The organism is Mesorhizobium sp. WSM3879 (genome assembly GCF_002294915.1).
GTDB lineage: Bacteria > Pseudomonadota > Alphaproteobacteria > Rhizobiales > Rhizobiaceae > Mesorhizobium.
The window spans coordinates 20,120-38,820 of record NZ_NSFZ01000020.1; the positions used below are offsets into that span (position 1 = coordinate 20,120).

General features: G+C 58.2%; 16 protein-coding genes and 1 pseudogene. 13 read left to right on the forward strand and 4 right to left on the reverse strand.

The window, feature by feature from the left end; translation table 11 throughout:
* Positions 1-12 precede the first annotated feature (12 nt).
* From CK218_RS28545 to CK218_RS28575, 7 genes are all read left to right on the forward strand, one after another.
* On the forward strand, positions 13-312 hold the full coding sequence (locus CK218_RS28545; RefSeq protein ID WP_095779863.1) for a ferredoxin family protein: 300 nt from the start codon (positions 13-15) through the stop codon (positions 310-312).
* Between the two features lie 144 nt (positions 313-456).
* On the forward strand, positions 457-2,217 hold the full coding sequence (gene nifA, locus CK218_RS28550; RefSeq protein ID WP_095779864.1) for a nif-specific transcriptional activator NifA: 1,761 nt from the start codon (positions 457-459) through the stop codon (positions 2,215-2,217).
* Between the two features lie 253 nt (positions 2,218-2,470).
* Positions 2,471-3,952, forward strand: coding sequence for a nitrogenase cofactor biosynthesis protein NifB (gene nifB, locus CK218_RS28555; RefSeq protein WP_095779865.1), 1,482 nt, complete (start codon positions 2,471-2,473; stop codon positions 3,950-3,952).
* A gap of 31 nt (positions 3,953-3,983) precedes the next feature.
* Positions 3,984-4,178, forward strand: coding sequence for a 4Fe-4S binding protein (locus CK218_RS28560; protein WP_095779866.1), 195 nt, complete (start codon positions 3,984-3,986; stop codon positions 4,176-4,178).
* Between the two features lie 88 nt (positions 4,179-4,266).
* Positions 4,267-4,593, forward strand: a complete 327-nt coding sequence (locus CK218_RS28565) for a nitrogen fixation protein NifZ (protein ID WP_095809154.1) — start codon at positions 4,267-4,269, stop codon at positions 4,591-4,593.
* Entirely contained in the window at positions 4,590-4,802 is a 213-nt protein-coding gene (nifT, locus tag CK218_RS28570) for a putative nitrogen fixation protein NifT (protein WP_067318665.1), read from the forward strand. The genes CK218_RS28565 and nifT overlap by 4 nt, the downstream gene beginning before the upstream one ends.
* A gap of 40 nt (positions 4,803-4,842) precedes the next feature.
* A complete protein-coding gene (locus CK218_RS28575; RefSeq protein WP_095779912.1) occupies positions 4,843-5,754 on the forward strand; it encodes an SIR2 family protein in 912 nt (303 codons plus the stop codon).
* A gap of 461 nt (positions 5,755-6,215) precedes the next feature.
* Here CK218_RS28575 and CK218_RS28580 read toward each other — a convergent pair whose 3' ends face one another.
* The 4 genes and pseudogenes from CK218_RS28580 to CK218_RS28595 form a co-directional block, all read right to left on the reverse strand.
* Positions 6,216-7,184, reverse strand: a complete 969-nt coding sequence (locus CK218_RS28580) for a GDP-L-fucose synthase (protein ID WP_095779868.1) — start codon at positions 7,182-7,184, stop codon at positions 6,216-6,218.
* Between the two features lie 73 nt (positions 7,185-7,257).
* Positions 7,258-8,358, reverse strand: a complete 1,101-nt coding sequence (gene gmd, locus CK218_RS28585) for a GDP-mannose 4,6-dehydratase (RefSeq protein ID WP_095809153.1) — start codon at positions 8,356-8,358, stop codon at positions 7,258-7,260.
* 125 nt (positions 8,359-8,483) lie between these two features.
* On the reverse strand, positions 8,484-9,473 hold the full coding sequence (locus CK218_RS28590) for a nodulation protein NodZ (RefSeq protein WP_095829668.1): 990 nt from the start codon (positions 9,471-9,473) through the stop codon (positions 8,484-8,486).
* A 599-nt stretch (positions 9,474-10,072) separates the two neighbouring features.
* A pseudogene (locus CK218_RS28595) lies at positions 10,073-10,519 on the reverse strand (transposase); the annotation flags it as partial.
* A 62-nt stretch (positions 10,520-10,581) separates the two neighbouring features.
* On the opposite strand from CK218_RS28595, the gene CK218_RS28600 reads away from it, so the two are divergent.
* From CK218_RS28600 to CK218_RS28630, 6 genes are all read left to right on the forward strand, one after another.
* Positions 10,582-10,926: a hypothetical protein gene (locus CK218_RS28600; RefSeq protein WP_095829669.1), complete on the forward strand. Its 345-nt coding sequence runs from the start codon at positions 10,582-10,584 to the stop codon at positions 10,924-10,926.
* Position 10,927: 1 nt separating this feature from the next.
* Positions 10,928-11,494, forward strand: coding sequence for a DNA-binding protein (locus CK218_RS28605; RefSeq protein WP_095829670.1), 567 nt, complete (start codon positions 10,928-10,930; stop codon positions 11,492-11,494).
* Positions 11,495-12,051: 557 nt separating this feature from the next.
* On the forward strand, positions 12,052-13,485 hold the full coding sequence (locus CK218_RS28610) for a dicarboxylate/amino acid:cation symporter (protein ID WP_095829671.1): 1,434 nt from the start codon (positions 12,052-12,054) through the stop codon (positions 13,483-13,485).
* A gap of 425 nt (positions 13,486-13,910) precedes the next feature.
* A complete protein-coding gene (locus CK218_RS28620) occupies positions 13,911-14,942 on the forward strand; it encodes a LacI family DNA-binding transcriptional regulator (protein ID WP_095829672.1) in 1,032 nt (343 codons plus the stop codon).
* 631 nt (positions 14,943-15,573) lie between these two features.
* Positions 15,574-17,316 carry a nif-specific transcriptional activator NifA gene (gene nifA, locus CK218_RS28625; protein ID WP_245322504.1) on the forward strand — a complete coding sequence of 581 codons (1,743 nt, stop codon included), beginning with the start codon at positions 15,574-15,576 and terminating at the stop codon, positions 17,314-17,316.
* Between the two features lie 414 nt (positions 17,317-17,730).
* A complete protein-coding gene (locus tag CK218_RS28630; RefSeq protein ID WP_245322505.1) occupies positions 17,731-18,651 on the forward strand; it encodes a hypothetical protein in 921 nt (306 codons plus the stop codon).
* The last annotated feature ends 50 nt before the right edge of the window (positions 18,652-18,701 follow it).

Below are 18,701 nucleotides of genomic sequence, written 5' to 3' on the forward strand. Positions count from 1 at the left end.
AGGAGAAACAGGATGACGATCGCTGTGACGAAGTTACGCGTCGAGGAGAAGCTTTATCAGAATCGCTATCTAGTCGATCCGGGCCGCCCGCATATCAAAGTGCAACCGCACGAGAGGCCGAGCGCGAACCTGCTGGCGCTGACATACATCTGCCCGGCCAAGTGCTATGAGGAGAACGACAAGGGCCAGGTGGAGACCACTTTCGACGGCTGCATGGAATGCGGCACGTGTCGCGTGCTTTGCGAGGCCAGCGGTGAGATCGTGTGGAATTACCCGCGCGGCGGCTTCGGCGTTCTCTTCAAGTTCGGATGACTGGCGCAAAGTGCGAGAACGAGAGGTTCGCAAATTGCGGTCAAGACCGTCAATATTGGTCGCAATTACCGACTATGTTTCTCGAACGCAAAATACAAAAAGGGCGCGGGAGGGACCACCTTAGACAACGCTTGAGGTGTTCGCATGGCTCACATGCCTCCAGATCAGGTCGGTGAAATTGGATCACGACACACTCCGCCTGAACCTGCGGTCGAAGCGGTGCGCGGCGCGGACAGCTTGCTCGGGGGAATCTACGAGATATCGAAGGTTCTGACTGCCCCGGCCCGGCTGGAGATTACGCTTACCAATGTCGCGAATGTCCTCTCCTCGTTTATGCATATTCGTCATGGTGCAATCGTCGTCCTGGGCGCTGAAGGACAGCCGCAGATTAGCGCAACCAGCGGCGGCACTGTCACTCAATCAGGCGCCGGCAGCGTCGTACCCCAGGCCGTAATAGACAAAATCGTCGCTACTGGAGTGCCGATTGTCATACAAGACACAAGCACGTCAGAGCTATTCCAGGCTGATCCTCAATCCAGCAGCGGTACGATCGCAACTGCCTTTATCGGTGTCCCGCTAAAGGCTGAGGAAAGGATCTTCGGGACACTATCGATTGACCGCGTCAAGAACGATACTACCATGTTCGGCTGCGAGGAGGACCTACGCTTCCTGGCCATGGTCGCCAATCTGGTCGCTCGGACCATCCGCCTCCATCGCACTTTGAGCACGGCTCGTCAGTCACTTATCGAAAAGCAACCGAGACCAGAGCAGTCGCTCGACGAGGACGGGACCCATCCGGCCCGGCATCGGCATGTCAAGATCGACGGAATCATCGGAGAAAGTCCCGCGCTCAAGCAAGTGCTCGAGATCGTCTCGGTCGTGGCCAGGACCAATTCCACCGTGCTTCTGCGAGGCGAAAGCGGTACCGGAAAGGAGTTCTTTGCACAGGCCATCCATAAGCTTTCGCACAGGAGGGAGAAATCCTTCGTCAAATTGAACTGCGCCGCACTGCCCGAAAGCGTTTTGGAATCGGAGCTCTTTGGCCACGAGAAGGGCGCCTTCACCGGGGCTATCCTGCAGCGCGCCGGCCGGTTCGAATTGGCTAATGGCGGAACCCTGCTGCTTGATGAAATCGGCGAGATTTCGCCTGCCTTTCAAGCCAAGCTGTTGCGCGTCTTGCAGGAAGGAGAACTGGAGCGAGTGGGTGGCACCAGGACCCTAAAGGTTGACGTGCGGCTCATATGCGCCACCAACAAGGACCTCGAGACGGCTGTCCGGAATGGAGAGTTCAGAGCCGACCTCTATTACCGCATCAACGTGGTGCCAATAGTCCTGCCTCCCCTCAGAGAACGCCCGGGCGATATTCCGCGCCTTGCGAAATCTCTCCTCGACCGATTCAACAAGGAGAACCATCGCGATCTTGCCTTCACGCCGTCGGCGCTTGACCTGATCTCGCAATGCTATTTCCCTGGCAACGTGCGTGAGTTGGAGAATTGTGTGCGACGGACGGCCACACTTGCGCGCTCAAAGACAATAAGTCCGGCGGATTTTGCCTGCCAGAACAGCCAGTGCCTTTCTTCTCTTCTGTGGAAAGGAGTCGGCGGTTCGCAAGGCGGCTATGCCGTCGACGAGTTCGCACGTGGCAATATGATGCCGGTTGGGTCACCGCTGCCTGCCATGCGAGGCGGCGCTTCCCACAATGAGGCATCGCCCGGCAAGACCTGCGACCCCAACCATCCCGCCTGCCCTGCAATGAACCCGCGTCTGACGGAACGTGACCGACTAATCGAGGCTATGGAAAAAGCCGGCTGGGTTCAGGCCAAGGCGGCTCGTTTCCTCGGTCTCACGCCGCGGCAGGTCGGCTATGCTTTGCGCAGGCATCGTATCGGCGTGAAGAAGTTCTAAACGTCATTGATGCACCACATTTGGGGGCACGGCTGCTCCCCGCAATAGGCGAAACTGAGACAAACACGGGTACGTTTCGCGACCACGTTTTTGTCCGTCGTCGGGGACCTGACACAACCGTGTCGCAGCGAAACGGACACAGTGGGGCACAAAGGCGGACGTAAAGCCAACATTGACGGACAAAACCCGCTTTTGGAGTTGGCATATCTCTTGCGCTCGGACGTGCGGAGTCCACTACGCACGGAGCCCTTCAATGTCCGCACCGATGATTTCGCTGAAGGGCCTTTCCGGCACGACATCCTTCGATCAGTTGCCGGCCAGAGCGAGGTCCGCTGGCTGCGCATCTTCATCCTGCGGCTCCTCCGCAAAGCCGCACGAGATGGACACAGCTGTCTGGGAGAAGATCAAAGATCATCCCTGCTTTTCAGAGGAAGCGCACCACTATTTCGCGCGCATGCACGTGGCGGTCGCGCCGGCCTGCAATATCCAGTGCAACTACTGCAATCGCAAATATGACTGCGCCAACGAAAGCCGGCCCGGGGTCGTCTCGGAGAGGCTGACGCCCGACCAGGCGCTGCGCAAGGTGATCGAGGTCGCCAACGAAGTGCCGCAGCTTTCCGTACTTGGCATCGCCGGACCGGGCGATGCCTGTTACGACTGGAAGAAGACGAAGGCGACAATTGAACTGGTCGCCAAGGAAATCCCCGACATCAAGCTGTGCATCTCCACCAACGGCCTCGCGCTTCCAGACCACGTCGCCGAGCTTGCCGAAATGAATGTCGATCACGTGACGATCACCATCAACATGGTCGACCCGCAGATCGGTGCCAAGATCTACCCATGGATCTTTTATGATCACCGCCGTTATGCCGGCGTCGAGGCAGCCACGATCCTGCACGAACGACAGATGTCGGGGCTGGAGATGCTGACGGCGCGCGGCATCCTCACCAAGATCAATTCGGTCATGATCCCCGGCGTTAATGACGAGCACCTAATCGAGGTGAATAAATGGGTCAAGGAGCGCGGCGCATTCCTGCACAATGTCATGCCGCTGATTTCTGACCCGGTACACGGTACGCACTACGGCTTGAGCGGGCAGTGCGGCCCCACGGCAATGGAGCTGAAGACCCTTCAGGATCGTCTCGAAGGCGGCGCCAAGCTCATGCGCCACTGCCGGCAGTGCCGGGCCGATGCTGTCGGCATGCTGGGCGAGGATCGTGGCCAGGAATTCACGCTCGACCGGCTTCCCGACAAGGTCACCTACGACGCCAGCAAGCGCGAGGCCTATCGGACGGTGGTCGCGCGCGAGCGGGGCGATCGCATGGCGGCCAAGAGCGAGGCGCTCGGGATGGTCAAGACCGCGGGCTCCGGCAAGTCGCTTCTGGTCGCGGTAGCGACCAAAGGTGGCGGCCGCATCAACGAGCATTTCGGCCATGCGAAGGAATTCCAGGTTTACGAGGCCTCGCCGAAAGGGATCAGCTTCGTCGGTCATCGCAAGGTCGAGCAGTATTGCCTCGGCGGCCGGGCCGAGGACACGAGCCTCGACGGCGTCATTTCTACGCTCGAAGGCGTAGACATCGTGCTGTGCGCGAGAATTGGAAATTGCCCCGAGGATCGACTCAAGGAGGGCGGTATCCGAGCAACGGATGCTTACGGGTATGACTACATCGAGACCGCCATCGGCGCGCTTTACGCAGCCGAGTTTGGGGGTGAGCCACTGGCTGCGACGGCCTGAGCCGTCTCATTCAAACCGACCGGAGTTGAAAATGGCCTATAAGATCATCGCGTCCCAATGTACCCAGTGCGGCTCCTGCGAGTTCGAATGCCCTTCCGGCGCGATCAAGTTCAAGGGCGAGAGCTACGTGATCGATCCAAAAAAGTGCACCGAATGCGAGGGGGCCTTCGAAACGCAGCAATGCGCCTCGGTATGTCCGGTGTCGAAGACTTGCGTCCCCGCCTGACCCTCCATTTCGGCTACCGACCGGGTCAGGCCTCCGAAGGACCATCGACCTCCTGTTGGAAAGCTGCAGCCGAGAGAAAGGAACGGCCATGAGCCTCGGACGCGAACAGGACATCGAAATCCGTACACCCCCGCGATTCATGCCGGGTGAGCGGGTCCGCGCCACACGCCACATAAAAAATGACGGCACCTATCCTGGCAAGGAGATCGGCGAAAACCTGGTGCGCAAAGGCGACGAGGGCTATGTGCGCGACATCGGCACCTTTCTCCAGCAATTCTACATCTATGCGGTCGAATGGATCGATCGCGGCACCATCGTCGGCATGCGTGCGCGTGAACTCATGAGCCTTGAGACGGCTGGGATTTCTTGCACTGCCGAAATCGATGCTGGTTTTGACGAAGGAACGACCCGATGAGGGTAATGATCCGCAGGACCGGTGCTGGCTTGTCGGCATATATTCCCAAAAAGGATCTCGAAGAGCCGATCATCAAGGTCGACAACGAACACTTGTGGGGTGGGGCTGTGACGCTGAAGAACGGCTGGCGGTTAGTCTTGCCCGACCTTCCGCGGGATACCGCTTTGCCGATTACCGTGGAGGCAAGAAAGATTTCCGACGAGGACTGACTCCGGGTTGACACAAAGAGAGCGGCAAAGGGATACGAGCATGAACACAATGACCTCGGGCCACCTCGTGGTCGTTCGGGACAGTTTTGCCGAAAGGCAGCTTGACCTTTTGAAGAAAGCGCTCGCGGCCGACGAGGTCATCCCCTATCTCGGCCCAGGTCTGCTTGAGATCCGCTCCGCGGGGCCGCCCGTACCGCATACCCCCGAAGCCGTTGCCGCAGCGCTCAACAAGCGCACCCCAGCCCCTTCGAAGATTCGCACCAACATGTGGTCGGTAGCGCAGTATATCGAACAGCGCCGGCACCGCCGGACCCTTCAAGTTTGGATGGCCGAAATATTCGCGACCCCTGTGGTTCCGACCATCTTGCATGCCTGGCTTGCAACGCTGCCGCTCTCACTGATCGTCGACAGCTGGTACGACGGTGCTATGCGCGCGGCTCTAATACAGACCCGCCGAACGGACGTCGTCGAAATACAGGGCGTGACACGGGCGCACGAGATCGGTGACATTTGGACGAAAGCCTACGATTTGGCCGGGATATTACTCGAATCCGCACCAGCGGCGAAGACGGTTCTCTACGCCCCTCACGGCGGTGCCAGGCCGGCGGCAAACTTCCTCGTCGCAGATTCCGACTACGTTGAAGTGCTGAGCGAAATCGACATCCAAACGCCGATCCCTGACCTGGTGAAGGAACGGCGAGCCAGCCGTGGTCTATTCTTCCTCGGCTGCCGCTTCAACGATCAGATGCTGCGCACCTATGCCCGACAGATCATGAAGCGCTCCCATGGCCCACATTTTGCGGCAATCGATACAGCAACGCTGACCAGGAACGAGCGGCGCTTCCTTGCAGAAAGGGCAATCACGGTCATTGACATGCCGACGGGTCAAGCGGCGGCCCGTCTGGTCGGACTGGGCAAGACATTGCATGAAAGCAAAAGTGCAATCGCTTGATCCATTCCCAGACGGAGAACACGGCGACCAATGCCGTCAGCTACACCACCTAGGGGGACACGATCCCGCGGCTGCGAATAGCATACATCCACGTCCGCCATTACCGGACCGCCTTGGGATAAGCCCTGCCCGAGGCATGGCGGGCCCCGGTTGCGTTCGTAGCGATGGCAGGTTCCTAAGCAGCGGCTCCGCGAGGTCGAGCAGTCTAACCGGCGGCTTGAGTCGACGGCGCTCACGCACAGCCTCCAGGTGCGGCCGGTAATGCGGCCTCCCCATTGGTTTGGGCAAGCTTCCGACTGATCCCCTGCATCGCCGGTCGCAAAGAGGTCCGGTTTGCACCGTTAGCGCAGGCCAATATTGTGGCCGCCTAGGCCGTATGCGTCCCTCTCTTCTATTTGGCCTGACTGAACAAGCTTGCACCCGTTCGGGCACGCAGTCCGACCAGGATGCGCGCATCAACATCAAGCCGCATGAACGCGGAGAAAATCCTCATACATCGCTCGCAACCCGGCACCAAGGGACGTTTTGGCTTTCCAGCCAAGGTTACGCATGCGCGTTACGTCCAGTAACTTGCGCGGAGTACCGTCTGGCTTCGTCGTGTCGAATACCAAATTGCCCTCCCAGCCGACCGCCGCCTTGACGAGTTCCGCCACTTCGCGAATCGTGACGTCCTCGCCAACGCCAACATTGATCAGGGGCGCAGTGTCAGGAGCCGTTAAGGCGTCAAAATCTGAATCTGGCAGGCCAAGGAGGAATGCTATGGCATCGCCTACATCCGACGAATACATAAACTCTCGCCGCGGGTTTCCGGATCCCCAGACCTCAACCGAGGAGTCGCCGTTCATTTTAGCTTGATGAAAACGGCGTATCAGAGCAGGCAGAACGTGGCAATTTTTGGGGTCATAATTATCGCCGGGACCATATAAGCTGGTCGGCATCAACGTGAGATAGCGCGTCTGGTACTGCCGGTTAAAAGACCAGCATGATTCGATTCCTGCGATTTTTGCCAAAGCGTAGGGACGATTCGTCGCTTCAAGCGGACCGGTTAGAAGGTATTCCTCACGTATCGGCTGCGGGCAGTCGCGTGGATAGATACACGAGGAGCCAAGGAAAATCATCCGTTCGACGCCGGAAGCGTAAGCGGCATCAAAAACACTGAGTTGAATCGCCAGGTTGTTATGAAGGAAATCGACGGGGGAGCTCGCGTTCGCCAGTATACCACCAACCTTTGCGGCGCACATAACGACGTAATCAGGCCGCCGCGACATGAAGAACCTGCGCGTCTCGCTCCGATCAAATAGATCCAATTCATCGTGAGTGCGAGTTATTATTTCATAGGATCCCAACGCCTCGAGGGCTCTCATCGTGGCGGATCCAACAAGGCCGCGATGGCCTGCTACATAAACTTTCTTCATTTTTTTATTTTCCATTGATCGCGCTCTAAGCGCTCCTTAAGAAGGCCGCCATAGCACTTGACAACAAGCCCGCATGGCGCCGCCGTTGTCAGCATAACTCTCGTGGACTGTGTGAATAATAACCTTGCTTCATCAGCACTGCGTCACGCTCTGCCATGCGCAAATCTTCCCGAACCATCTCCCTAACCAATTCAATGAAGGAGATTTTGGGCTCCCACCCAAGTTTTTCCCTGGCCTTGCGCGCATCGCCAAGAAGTGTCTCGACTTCCGCAGGACGAAAGTAACGGGGATCTATCTTTACGATCAGAGCGCCGGTCTTTGCATCGTACCCCTCTTCGTCGACCCCTTCCCCCACCCAACGAATATCCATGCCGAGTTCAGCGGCCGCGACGGTGACGAATTCGCGCACCGAATGTTGCTCACCGCTAGCGATCACAAAGTCTTCAGCTTGCTCCTGCTGAAGCATCAACCACTGCATCTGGACGTAGTCTCGCGCGTGCCCCCAATCACGACGCGCATTAAGGTTGCCCAAGAAGAGGCTCCGCTGCATTCCAAGCTTAATCCGAGCCAAGGCGCGCGTGATTTTGCGCGTTACAAAGGTTTCTCCGCGCGCCGGTGATTCATGATTGAATAAAATGCCGTTACATGCATACAAACCGTAAGCTTCTCGATAGTTCACGGTCATCCAGTGAGCATACAATTTGGCCACGGCGTAGGGGGACCGGGGATAGAACGGTGTAGTCTCGGTCTGTGGCGTTTCCCGCACCAGCCCGTAAAGCTCGGAGGTCGAGGCCTGATAGTAGCGCGTATGCTTGACGAGCCCCAGGATCCGAATTGCCTCGAGGATACGCAGCGCCCCCAACGCATCGGAGTTCGCGGTGTATTCTGGTTCTTCAAAGGAGACTGCGACATGGCTCTGAGCGGCCAAATTGTAAATCTCGTCCGGCTGAACAAGTTGGATCACGCGCGTAAGGCTGGACGAGTCCGTCAAATCACCGTGATGAAGTGTAAGGTTCACACCACTTTCATGAGAGTCATGATAGAGATGGTCAATACGATCTGTATTGCAAAGGGACGAGCGTCTCTTTATCCCGTGCACAGAATAGCCTTTTTTCAAAAGCAGTTCTGCAAGGTAGGAACCGTCCTGCCCCGTGATCCCGGTGATCAAAGCTACTTTTCTCTGCGACAAGCTTCAATCCTTTTTTGATTTTGACGGGCCCAAGAACCTGCATGCCTGCGGCGGGGTTGCGTGGCGAGAAGGGGACGAATTGGGCAAGGCGAACGGCGACGCTGCGCAAAGGCATGCCAACGCTTTCATGGAGCCGGGGAACGTTCGAAGGCCCTATCACTCGAGATCAAACGACGTGGGTCATTCAAATCGAATTCAATAATGCGCGGCACGAAGAGGCGGGCATAGCGGCTGAAGGCGCTAGTCGGAGGAAAGCGAATTGCAGTGTCGCATCGACCAAGGAGATACATTTCAACGAGAGCGGAGAAACCCCCTTCCGCGCCCAGTGCTGCACTGTGTAGCGGGCCGGCCTGATCCGCCTGGAAGCGTTTTGGGACAGTGAAAAGTTCGGGAAATGCGCCCGACAAGTGATCAACAACCTTGGCGCTGTCTGTGCACAAGAACACCCTTACAGGCTTTGGATGCGGTTGCGCTTTGGCCATACGAATGGCAGTGCATACCTGCTCTAAGGCAATCTTTTGATCAGCCCAGTAGGGGGCGTGATCCATAATATTCTCGCCGTTGCCGTGGCGGACATGGACTCCAATTACGCTGTGGCCGGCAAAGTGTTCTTGGTAAAGCGCTTCAATCCGATCCTCGATTTCGGCCCTCGGCGTGATGCTCCGAAATATCGTTCGCTCGGCTTCCTCATCGCAACGCCACATCAAACAAGCATCACAAATTACCGTGTTCGCTTCACAATCATCCTGGGCTCGGAAGAGACCGCTAAGCTCATCACGTTCTTGGAAAATCTGCTCATCCGGACGGTACACGCAGTCAATGGATGGCTTGTTCCACCACGACGGGAAGAACGGTCCGGGGAATGAGACGTGGTTGATTTGGTCATCGCAAATGACCGGTACACCACCGATCTCCTCAATTGGCTTGAAGAAAACCGGAAAGGCATTCGCAAAAGGATCGTCAAGGTAGCAAGAGCCGCGCCAATCTATTCCTAAAGCTCGTCCCGTCCGACGTGCGTAGTCCCAAGCCGATGCGAGAGACCACAGGCAGTCACCGAGACCCTCGCGCCGTCGAGAAACAACGAACCGACCCATTCTCGAGCCATTAACACGCATCTACATTGTCTCCTTCAGAACACCATAAGCATTAGGAGGGTTGGCTGTCTCGCTCCCGCGCGGACCAATAGCCAACGATAGTGGTCGTTGCCAATTGCATTTGCATAGTCTTCGTATCACTGCCTTGAACTGGCCAACCCATTTTCGTAGAGGCCGCTGATCCTTTCGGCCCTTGACCGCTGTGTTGATGGATACTACAGGATCTATGTGGCGCAACCGAACGCAGCGCTGCTTCCGCAATTGCCGCAGCTCCTTTGCGAGAGCTCCACGCCTGGTCTGCCGTCGATCGGTTGAGCAGATCTGCAAGCACGGTTTAACCGGACCTCAGCCGTGCACCGGCGCAACGTCGAGCCTTCGAACGGTTTTGCGTTAAAGACCCCGGCTGGCTCGCAGTGTTCTCAAGAAATCAGAGAGTTCGAGGTGGGTCGGCAATCTGCAACTCATTCTCCCAGCAATTGGATTCGTTTGTGCACCTCACGCGATAGAGCAGCGGCGGTGCATGTCACTTAGCCGGTCTATGTACGACAGGCTCGGATTGGTAAAATCGATTGTTTAGATCGCGAGCATCCACGCTATGGATAAGGGATAGGCTGCTCGTCTAAGTAAGCAAACGGCCCGCGAAGCGGGCGCTCGGCAAAGGTCTTCAGGCTCGTGCAGTCGCTTGTTGATGGCCAAGATCGATGAGGCCGCCCAGGACGCATGGCCGCACAGCTCAGCCGTGATCACCCTGACTTTCCTGGTCGACACGGCCTGCACATACATCTCCGCTAGGGTGGCCACCGAGGCGCTTCGAACACTCGGTGGAGAAGCGGCCGGCGCGATCCTGCGGAACCCGCAGCTCAAGCTTGCCGACACGGGTGACGGGGGTGCGGCCATAATAGCCCGAGAGATAGCCCAGCTGCTCCCGTGTGCGTTCCCCATGAGATGCCGGCGCGCTCGCCATTGGCGGTCCAGGAGGCGTTGTTGACGGCATCAGTCCGCGGGCCTTGCCTCAGGTCGGCCGGCGAGAGGATCGGGATGTCTTCGCACCTTTCGATTTGAAAAATTCACCCTGCCTGCTATGTTCACTAAATTCGAATTTTGTTAAACGGACATGCGAGGAGTCGCGATGACGAAGACTGCTGTACGTATGCGTCGCGGCCGAGGGGCAGTGGGCAAGCGGACGAGAACCCTTCCCAAACTGGCTGAGAAATTGCAGGTCCGTCGCTTGGCCAGGATTAAGGCCGTCCTGCAGAGGGCGGAAGAATCCGGCCTGCGCGCTGAGAAGGACGGCAGGATTGCGGGGCGGGTGAGTACTGATCTAATCAAGAAGGCCAAAGCTCGAACCGGATTGATGTCTGATACCGAACTCGTCGAATTTGCGTTGGCTAATGTGGCTTTGGAAGACAACTTCGCCGAGACCTTCAGGAAAACACGGGGAACTGTGGATCCGACGCTGAAGCTCGGATTCTGAATTGGCCGATTTCGACTTTAGTGTGGCCGTAAGATGGTCGCGATTTGATCCACAAAAAACCTTAAGCCGCCGCCCCGACATGGAACTGCCGATCATCGGCAACCTGGTCGGGGCGGGGCAAGAACTGCTGCTGGACACCTGCGTTTACATCGACGGTTTGCAAGGCCGGGCGCCTGAAGCAGTTGCCGACCTCCTCGATGTCAGGCAGATCAACCATTCCACCGTAGCGATCCAAGAGCTGATGCACACAGTCGGTGTCCTTGACCCGAAACATTCGGGCACCGGCAAGGCAATCAAGCAGATCGGGACCATGATCAAGGATATGCCGCCCCATCGGGTTTTTGCGCCAGATCCCGATGTCTTGGGCCGAGCCGCCCTTCTGTCAGGAATGCTGTGTCGCCTCCGAGGCTACAAGCATGATTCAAGGCTTCGGGCACTTCAGGACTGCGTGCTGTTCCTGCATGCGCAGAAATTGGGATTTACCGTTCTAACGGGCAACATCAGCGATTTCGACTATTTACTGCAGCTGATCCCGATGGGTCGGGTTCTGATGTATCGACCAATCTGAAAGGGTTCGCCGCCGGACAAGCCGCCCAAATTTACGGCGGCAAGGCCAGGTTTCCGACGGAGATGTCGATCTTGGTTGTCGCTTGGAAGTAACGGAGTGCGCTAGTAGCGGCGGAAGGACGGTCAGCTGCTTACTCACTGCTAACACCTGACGGCTGCTCATCTCGAGCATAGCGAGGAAGCGCTCGCTCGGAGTTTCGCCCGCCTCTACGCCGGAGCATTTCCCCCGTGGCGAACCACCGTCTAAGACGACCTGTTGTGAGCCTGGCAGAACCATGTGCACGCGCTTTGGGTCCTTCAAAGTCAGAACTTTGCGTTGCTGGAATTAACCATTGCAAGCGGGCTGGTTCGGAACTTTGGGTCTCCCGCCAGCGATCAGTGCACAAAACCACCCAATCTTGCTCTGCAATTGTAGCAAATACCTGAGACCGGGCGATTTCTTGGCTTGGCACGACTGTTGCGACCGGGACCGAAGCAGCGTTCGACCGGAGTGCCGCGATGGGAGAAGCACGGGAAGGGAGGAAGGGCCCGCCCCAAACCGGTCAGGGAGAGAATAACATGTTGACCCCACTGGCCCCCGGCGCAAACCGCGCATCCGGCAAGACTCTTTGTGCCAAGCCTTACGTGCAGGTGCTTGTCGCAATCATCCTCGGAGTTGCAGTTGGCCATTTTTATCCGCAAATCGGAGAACACCTGAAGCCGCTCGGCGATGCCTTCATCAAGCTCGTCAAGATGATCATCGCGCCCGTTATTTTTCTGACCGTGGCGACCGGAATCGCCGGCATGAGCGATCTTCAGAAGGTCGGCCGTGTTGCCGGCAAGGCGATGGCTTATTTCGTCACCTTCTCGACGCTCGCTCTTCTCGTCGGCCTCATCGTCGGCAATGTCATTCAGCCTGGGGCCGGCCTCAACATCGATCCGGCCTCGCTCGACGTCCAAGCCGTCAATGGCTATGCCGCAAAGGCCCATGAGCAGTCCGTGACCGGCTTCCTGATAAACATGATCCCGACCACGATTGTCGGCGCCTTCGTGGAAGGCGACATTCTCCAGGTGTTGTTCTTCTCCGTCCTCTTCGGCATCGCGCTGGCGATGGTCGGGGAATCGGGCAAATCGGTTCTTTCCTTCCTTCAGGACCTCACTGCACCCGTTTTCAAATTGGTCAGCATCCTCATGAAAGCCGCACCGTTCGGCGCTTTCGGAGCAATGGCCTTCACGATCGGCAAATACGGCATCGGTTCGGTTGCCAACCTTGCGATGCTGGTCGGGACCTTCTATCTCACCGCCTTTGTATTCGTGTTCGGGGTTCTCAGTGCAGTCTGCCGTTACAACGGCTTCTCGATCTTTTCTCTTATCCGCTACATCAAGGAAGAGCTGCTGCTGGTTCTCGGAACCTCCTCCTCCGAGGCCGCGCTGCCCTCTCTCATGGAGAAAATGGAAAAGGCCGGGGCCAAGCGCTCGGTCGTGGGCCTGGTCATCCCGACCGGATATTCCTTCAATCTGGATGGCACCAATATCTATATGACCCTGGCGGCCCTTTTCACCGCGCAGGCGACGAATACGGATTTGTCAGTTAGCGATCAGGTCCTCCTGCTGCTCGTCGCAATGCTTTCCTCGAAGGGTGCAGCAGGTGTCACAGGTGCCGGCTTCATCACGTTGGCCGCTACGCTGTCCGTAGTGCCGACCGTTCCCGTTGCTGGAATGGCGCTGATCCTTGGCGTCGACCGCTTCATGTCGGAATGCAGGGCACTCACCAATTTGATCGGTAACGCGGTGGCATCGCTTGTCGTCGCCCGCTGGGAAGGCGAATTGGATCAGGCGCATTTGCAAGCTGCCTTCTTCGGCCACCAGCCCGCCGAGACATCAACCGGCCAGCCACTGACGGCGCCCGCACCGTGCAAGGCGGCAGCATCGCCACCGGTTGAATCGCCTGGCTGGTCGCAAACGCCTGACAATCGAGCCGCGGGTTCCAAACAGCCTCGCGCGGGCCAATGAAATCAAGAATCCCAACGTGCGGTGAGTGCAAAATCATGTGTGCCTTGCGAAGGTCCCGCACTGGTCACGACACACAAGCCATCGACGACGCGCTTAAGGGCTTACGAAGATTGCGACGGTTCATGAAACCGGGCGCGGAACTCAATCGGAGCCCCGCGGTCAGCTCTCGTCGACACGGCTGAGCAATTCGCCAACGCTCTACGCAACGAAAGCGACCTTGGCACAGAGGGATCAATGATCTATGGGCATCGATGATGTCGAAGACGGTCGGAAGGCGCGTGGTTCAGGTTTCGGCTTCTGCCTCCCACCCCGCCACGACAAGAATTCCCGGTAGCGAACAGGATCATGCAGGAATGACAGATTTTACTGAAAAATCTTACCTTTACCGGGTTTCTTCCTGATGTCGTTTTAATCAGACTCGGACCATGGCGAAGCGACCCACAATTGCTGATATCGCCCGGGAAGCCGGGCTCAGTGTTGCCACCGTTGATCGAGTTCTGAATGCCCGTCATCCGGTGCGGGAGGAGACTGCGCAGCGGGTCTTAGCCGCGGCACAGGCCATCGGATATCACGCCGCAGGTCTTATCAAGCAGCGCCTGCAGCGGGACCTGCCGCAATATCGGCTTGGCTTCATCCTGAGAAAACCGACTCACCACTTCTACCAGCGCCTCGCGCTTGAGGTTGAAGCGGCGGTAAACGCGGCGAAGTGCTTCCACGGCACTTCGCTCATCGAATTCGCGCCGTCGCACATGCCGTGCGACCTTGTTCCACTGCTCAAGGAATTCGGCGCGCGCTGCCACGCGATCGCCATGGTGGCGCCGGACCATCCCGCGATCACGGCAGCCGTCCAAGAACTCAAGGAAAAAGGCGTACCGGTTTTCTCGCTGCTTTCCGATTTCGCCGAAGGTGTTCGTGAGGGCTATATCGGCCTCGACAACCGCAAGGTCGGGCGGACGACAGCGTGGATGCTTTCAAAGGTTGCAAGACGGCCGGGCAAGGTGGCGATTTTTGTCGGCAGCCACCGTTTTCAGGGGCAGGAGCTGCGGGAGGTCGGCTTTCGCTCCTATTTCCGTGAGAATGCACCGACATTCGAGCTGCTCGATCCGCTCGTGAACCTTGAGGCACGGCAGATCACCTACGAGGCAACGCTGGATCTCATGCAACGGGAACCCGAACTCACCGGCTTCTATGTGGCCGGAGGAGGTATGGAGGGAGCGATCTCCGCGCTCCGTGAAGAAGGCGAAAGCCGGGGCCTCGTCGCGATCGTCAACGAGATCACGCCGGAGTCGCGGGCAGCACTCGCAGATGGCACGATCACGATGTCGGTCGGCACGTCCCAGCGCCTGCTTTGCCAGGAATTGATGACGCTGATGGCCCAGGCCATCAAGGTCGGCACTTCGGAGACCCCTGGGGAGACTTTTCTACCATTTGAGATCTATCTGCCGGAAAACGTCTGAAAGAGTGATAAAATACTATCATGAGAACCTGATTTCCTTTCATCGATGAAAGGAAAGCGGCGGGAGTTTGGTTGACTCACCTCCTTCATTCCGGTCTCGTTTAACAACGAATGATTGCTGCGCGGCGCAAGCAAGTCATCCGAGAACGACGACCCGCACTTCATGGAAGAGAAAGGAAAGCCATGCGTCAAGCATCGCTCCGCTTTGCGATCGACCGCATGACCCCGCCCCAATTTGCCAGGGCCGCACTTGCCCGCGACCCGGGCCTGACTGGCATCGACATCGACTATCATCTCGGCGGCCACCTAATTGGTCACGAAGAGCCGGCTGCAGACGTCCCACTCCCTGGCCGATCAATCGTCAAGACTGTCTTCATCAACGCCTTTTCCTGCTTAAATGAATTCCCGCGTACCAGGCCGAGGCGAGCAAACTCGTCGATTGTGCAGTGGCCTGCAGAGCGAAGACGCCCGCCAATGCGATTGGCCAAGAATATCCGCGCGCCGGACAATAGGCGCACTTGCCTCGAGCAACGATTTCACGGCGCGAGATGGATGATCATATGCAGCACGATGCTCGCAGCTGCGAGCAAAGTGCCAGGCAGATCTCGTCACGCTGCATATCGCTTCCAGAAATGAAAACACCTAATTCAAAATCCGAGACGAATCACGTGGTGTCTCTTGTGCCGCTGCGCGAGAGGGCGCCAGATATCTTCGAAACATCGAAAGCACTCACCGCCCCCGCTGCGCTCGAAGCCACGTTGGCCAACGTCGTCGGTCTCCTGCCATCGTTGTTGCAGGTGCGGCACGGCATCATCTCGCTCTTCAACGGTGCCGGCATACCGGACATGATCGTCGGCGCCGGCTTGAGCGAAGGCAGCGATGATCGCCACCGAAAGCATCTGCCACGGGCGGCGATCGACCGGATCATAACGACGGGCATGGCGCTCGTCGCCGAGAACATAGCGGTGGATCCGGCCTTCAACGCCGCCGACAAGGACGTGCTCGGGGCGTCCGACAACGTGAAAGTGTCGTTCATCGGCGTCCCCATTCGCATCGATGCGAACGTCGTGGGCACGCTGACCATCGATCGCATCCTGGACAACAAATCAGCCTCCCTCCTCGATTACGACCTCCGCCTCCTCACCACGATCGCCAATCTGGTTGGGCAGACAGTGAAGCTGCATCGCCTGTTCGCGTCCGACCGCGAGCGACCGATGGCCGAGAAAATCCGGATGCAAAAGCAATTCGGCGAGCTCAAGCAGCCTGGGCACGAGGGCAAAAGGGCTCCTGTCAAGGGGATCATTGGCGACAGCCCGGCGCTGCGCAGGCTACTTGAGAAGGTCGCGTTAGTAGCCAGGTCCAACAGTACCGTTTTGCTGCGCGGGGAATCCGGGACCGGCAAGGAGCTGGTCGCCAAGGCCGTTCACGAGTTGTCGGGGCGCGCCAAGCGGCCGTTCATCAAGCTCAATTGCGCAGCGCTCCCTGAGACCGTCCTGGAATCCGAGCTGTTCGGTCATGAAAAGGGTGCCTTTACCAGTGCATTCAACTCGCGCAAGGGGCGCTTTGAGCTCGCCGACAAGGGAACGTTGTTTCTGGATGAGATCGGCGAGATTTCTGCCTCGTTCCAGGCAAAGCTGCTGCGCGTTCTGCAGGAGCAGGAGTTCGAACGCGTCGGCAGCAACCAGACGATTAAGGTCGACGTTCGCGTGATTGCTGCCACGAACAGGAACCTGGAAGACGCTGTTGCAAGGAACGAGTTTCGCGCCGACCTTTATTATCGCATCAGCGTTGTTCCCTTGCTGGTGCCGGCATTGCGCGAACGGCGCAGTGATATTCCGCTGCTTGCCGCTGAGTTTCTCAAGAAGTTCAACAGCGAGAACGGCCGCAGCCTGGTCTTCGATGCGAGTGGGACTGAAGTGCTGATGAACTGTGCTTTTCCCGGAAATGTCCGCGAGCTTGAAAATTGCGTGCAGCGGACAGCGACCCTGTCAGCGGGAGCGTCAATCGTCAGAAGCGATTTTGATTGCTGCCACGGCCGATGCCTTTCCGCGATGCTCTGGAAGCACGCATTGACGGAGACTGCGACGAAATCGGAGCCGATCGCACCATCGCCACTGAACCCGGCCATGCAATCGCCTGGTGCTGTTGCTTCGGCCGCCTTTGGGGCCCCGCCTGTTTACAGTGATCTGGCACTGCCAGCGCCTGTTCGGGTGGCCCTCGTAAGCGACGGGAAGATGACCGATCGCGAGCGTCTCATCGCGGCCATGGAAAGATCCGGCTGGGTACAGGCAAAGGCAGCGCGCCTGCTTGGACTGACGCCGCGCCAGATTGGCTACGCCCTGAGGAAACACGATATCGAGCTCAAGTGTCTCTGAGCCGGCCTTCCGACATGCCGGGGCCGCAACATACCGAGCGAGGCGAATAGCTGGGACAAATCAAGGATTGGCTGTTCGGCTCCGACTCGGTGAGGCGGTGCGGCCTTCCTGTTGACGCCGGCTGCTATCAAGAACAGCCCGCTTTCGGCGAGCTTCGGTGCTGCCACGCGCCGCTCGGCCGACAGGCTGAGATCGCTCAATCCACGTCTCTCCTCACCCGGCGTTACCCATGGCGACTGTCGCGTTTGGCATATTTTTGTCTGGGTGCGAAGAGATATAATCGCCACTCGCGTGGTGTTGACGCGACGAGTGGTATGATAAAACACAGAGCTAAATCGGTTTAGACGGGGCGGAGCTTGCCAAGTAGGCCATTGACTTATGGACTAGGCAAAGGGACCGAGGAAAGGCAGAGCTATAGGCAAGACCAACGACGTCAACGCGGACCTGATCGCAGTCGTCGTCGCCGTGAACGACGCTGGACCATGTGTTCTGACCATCGAACAAGGGGCCGCCCTCCCCTCGGGCCCGTTTGAACTCGCTCATCGTTCGCTCCAGTCGAGCCTCAGGGCATGGGTGGAACTGCAGACCGGCCAGCCTCTCGGTTACATCGAGCAGCTCTACACCTTCGCCGATCGCGATCGGACCGGCGGCGACGAGCGCGTGATCTCGATCAGCTATCTCGCACTCACCCGCCAAGAAGATGCGGGCGCCTCGGGCAGGCGCAGCTGGGCGAGCTGGTACGACTATTTCCCCTGGGAGGATCATCGCTACGGCAGGCCCCCGATGCTGGAACAATTGTGGCCGCGCCTCATCGAATGGGCGCAAGGCGCGGACGACGGCGCGACGCGCTTCGAGCGCCGGCGGCGAGCGGCGGTCGCCTTTGCCATGGACGACCGGGCATGGAACGAAGAGCTCGCGCTGCAGCGCTACGAGCTGCTCCACGAAGCCGCCCTGGTGGAGGAAGCAAAGCGCGGCGGAGATTCTGCCATCCTCGCGCCGGTGCCGGGGAGATCGATGAGGGCCGATCATCGCCGCATTCTGGCAACGGCTATTGCGCGGCTGCGCTCCAAGATCAAATACCGGCCTGTTGTGTTCGAACTGATGCCGCCGCTCTTCACGCTTTTACAGCTACAGCGAACCGTGGAGGCGCTCTCCGGCAGGCTCATCAACAAGCCGAACTTTCGCCGGCTCATAGCGCAGCAGGAGCTGGTTGAGAAGACCGGAGCGACGACCGCCGAGACCGGCGGCCGGCCGGCGCAGCTCTACCGCTTCCACCATGCTATTCTAGACGAGAGGCCTGTGGCCGGCACAAAATTGCCGCTCGTACGGGGTTGACACCACTTATAGTCACAACGATTATAGGCCTTATAATCGCGTTGACTATA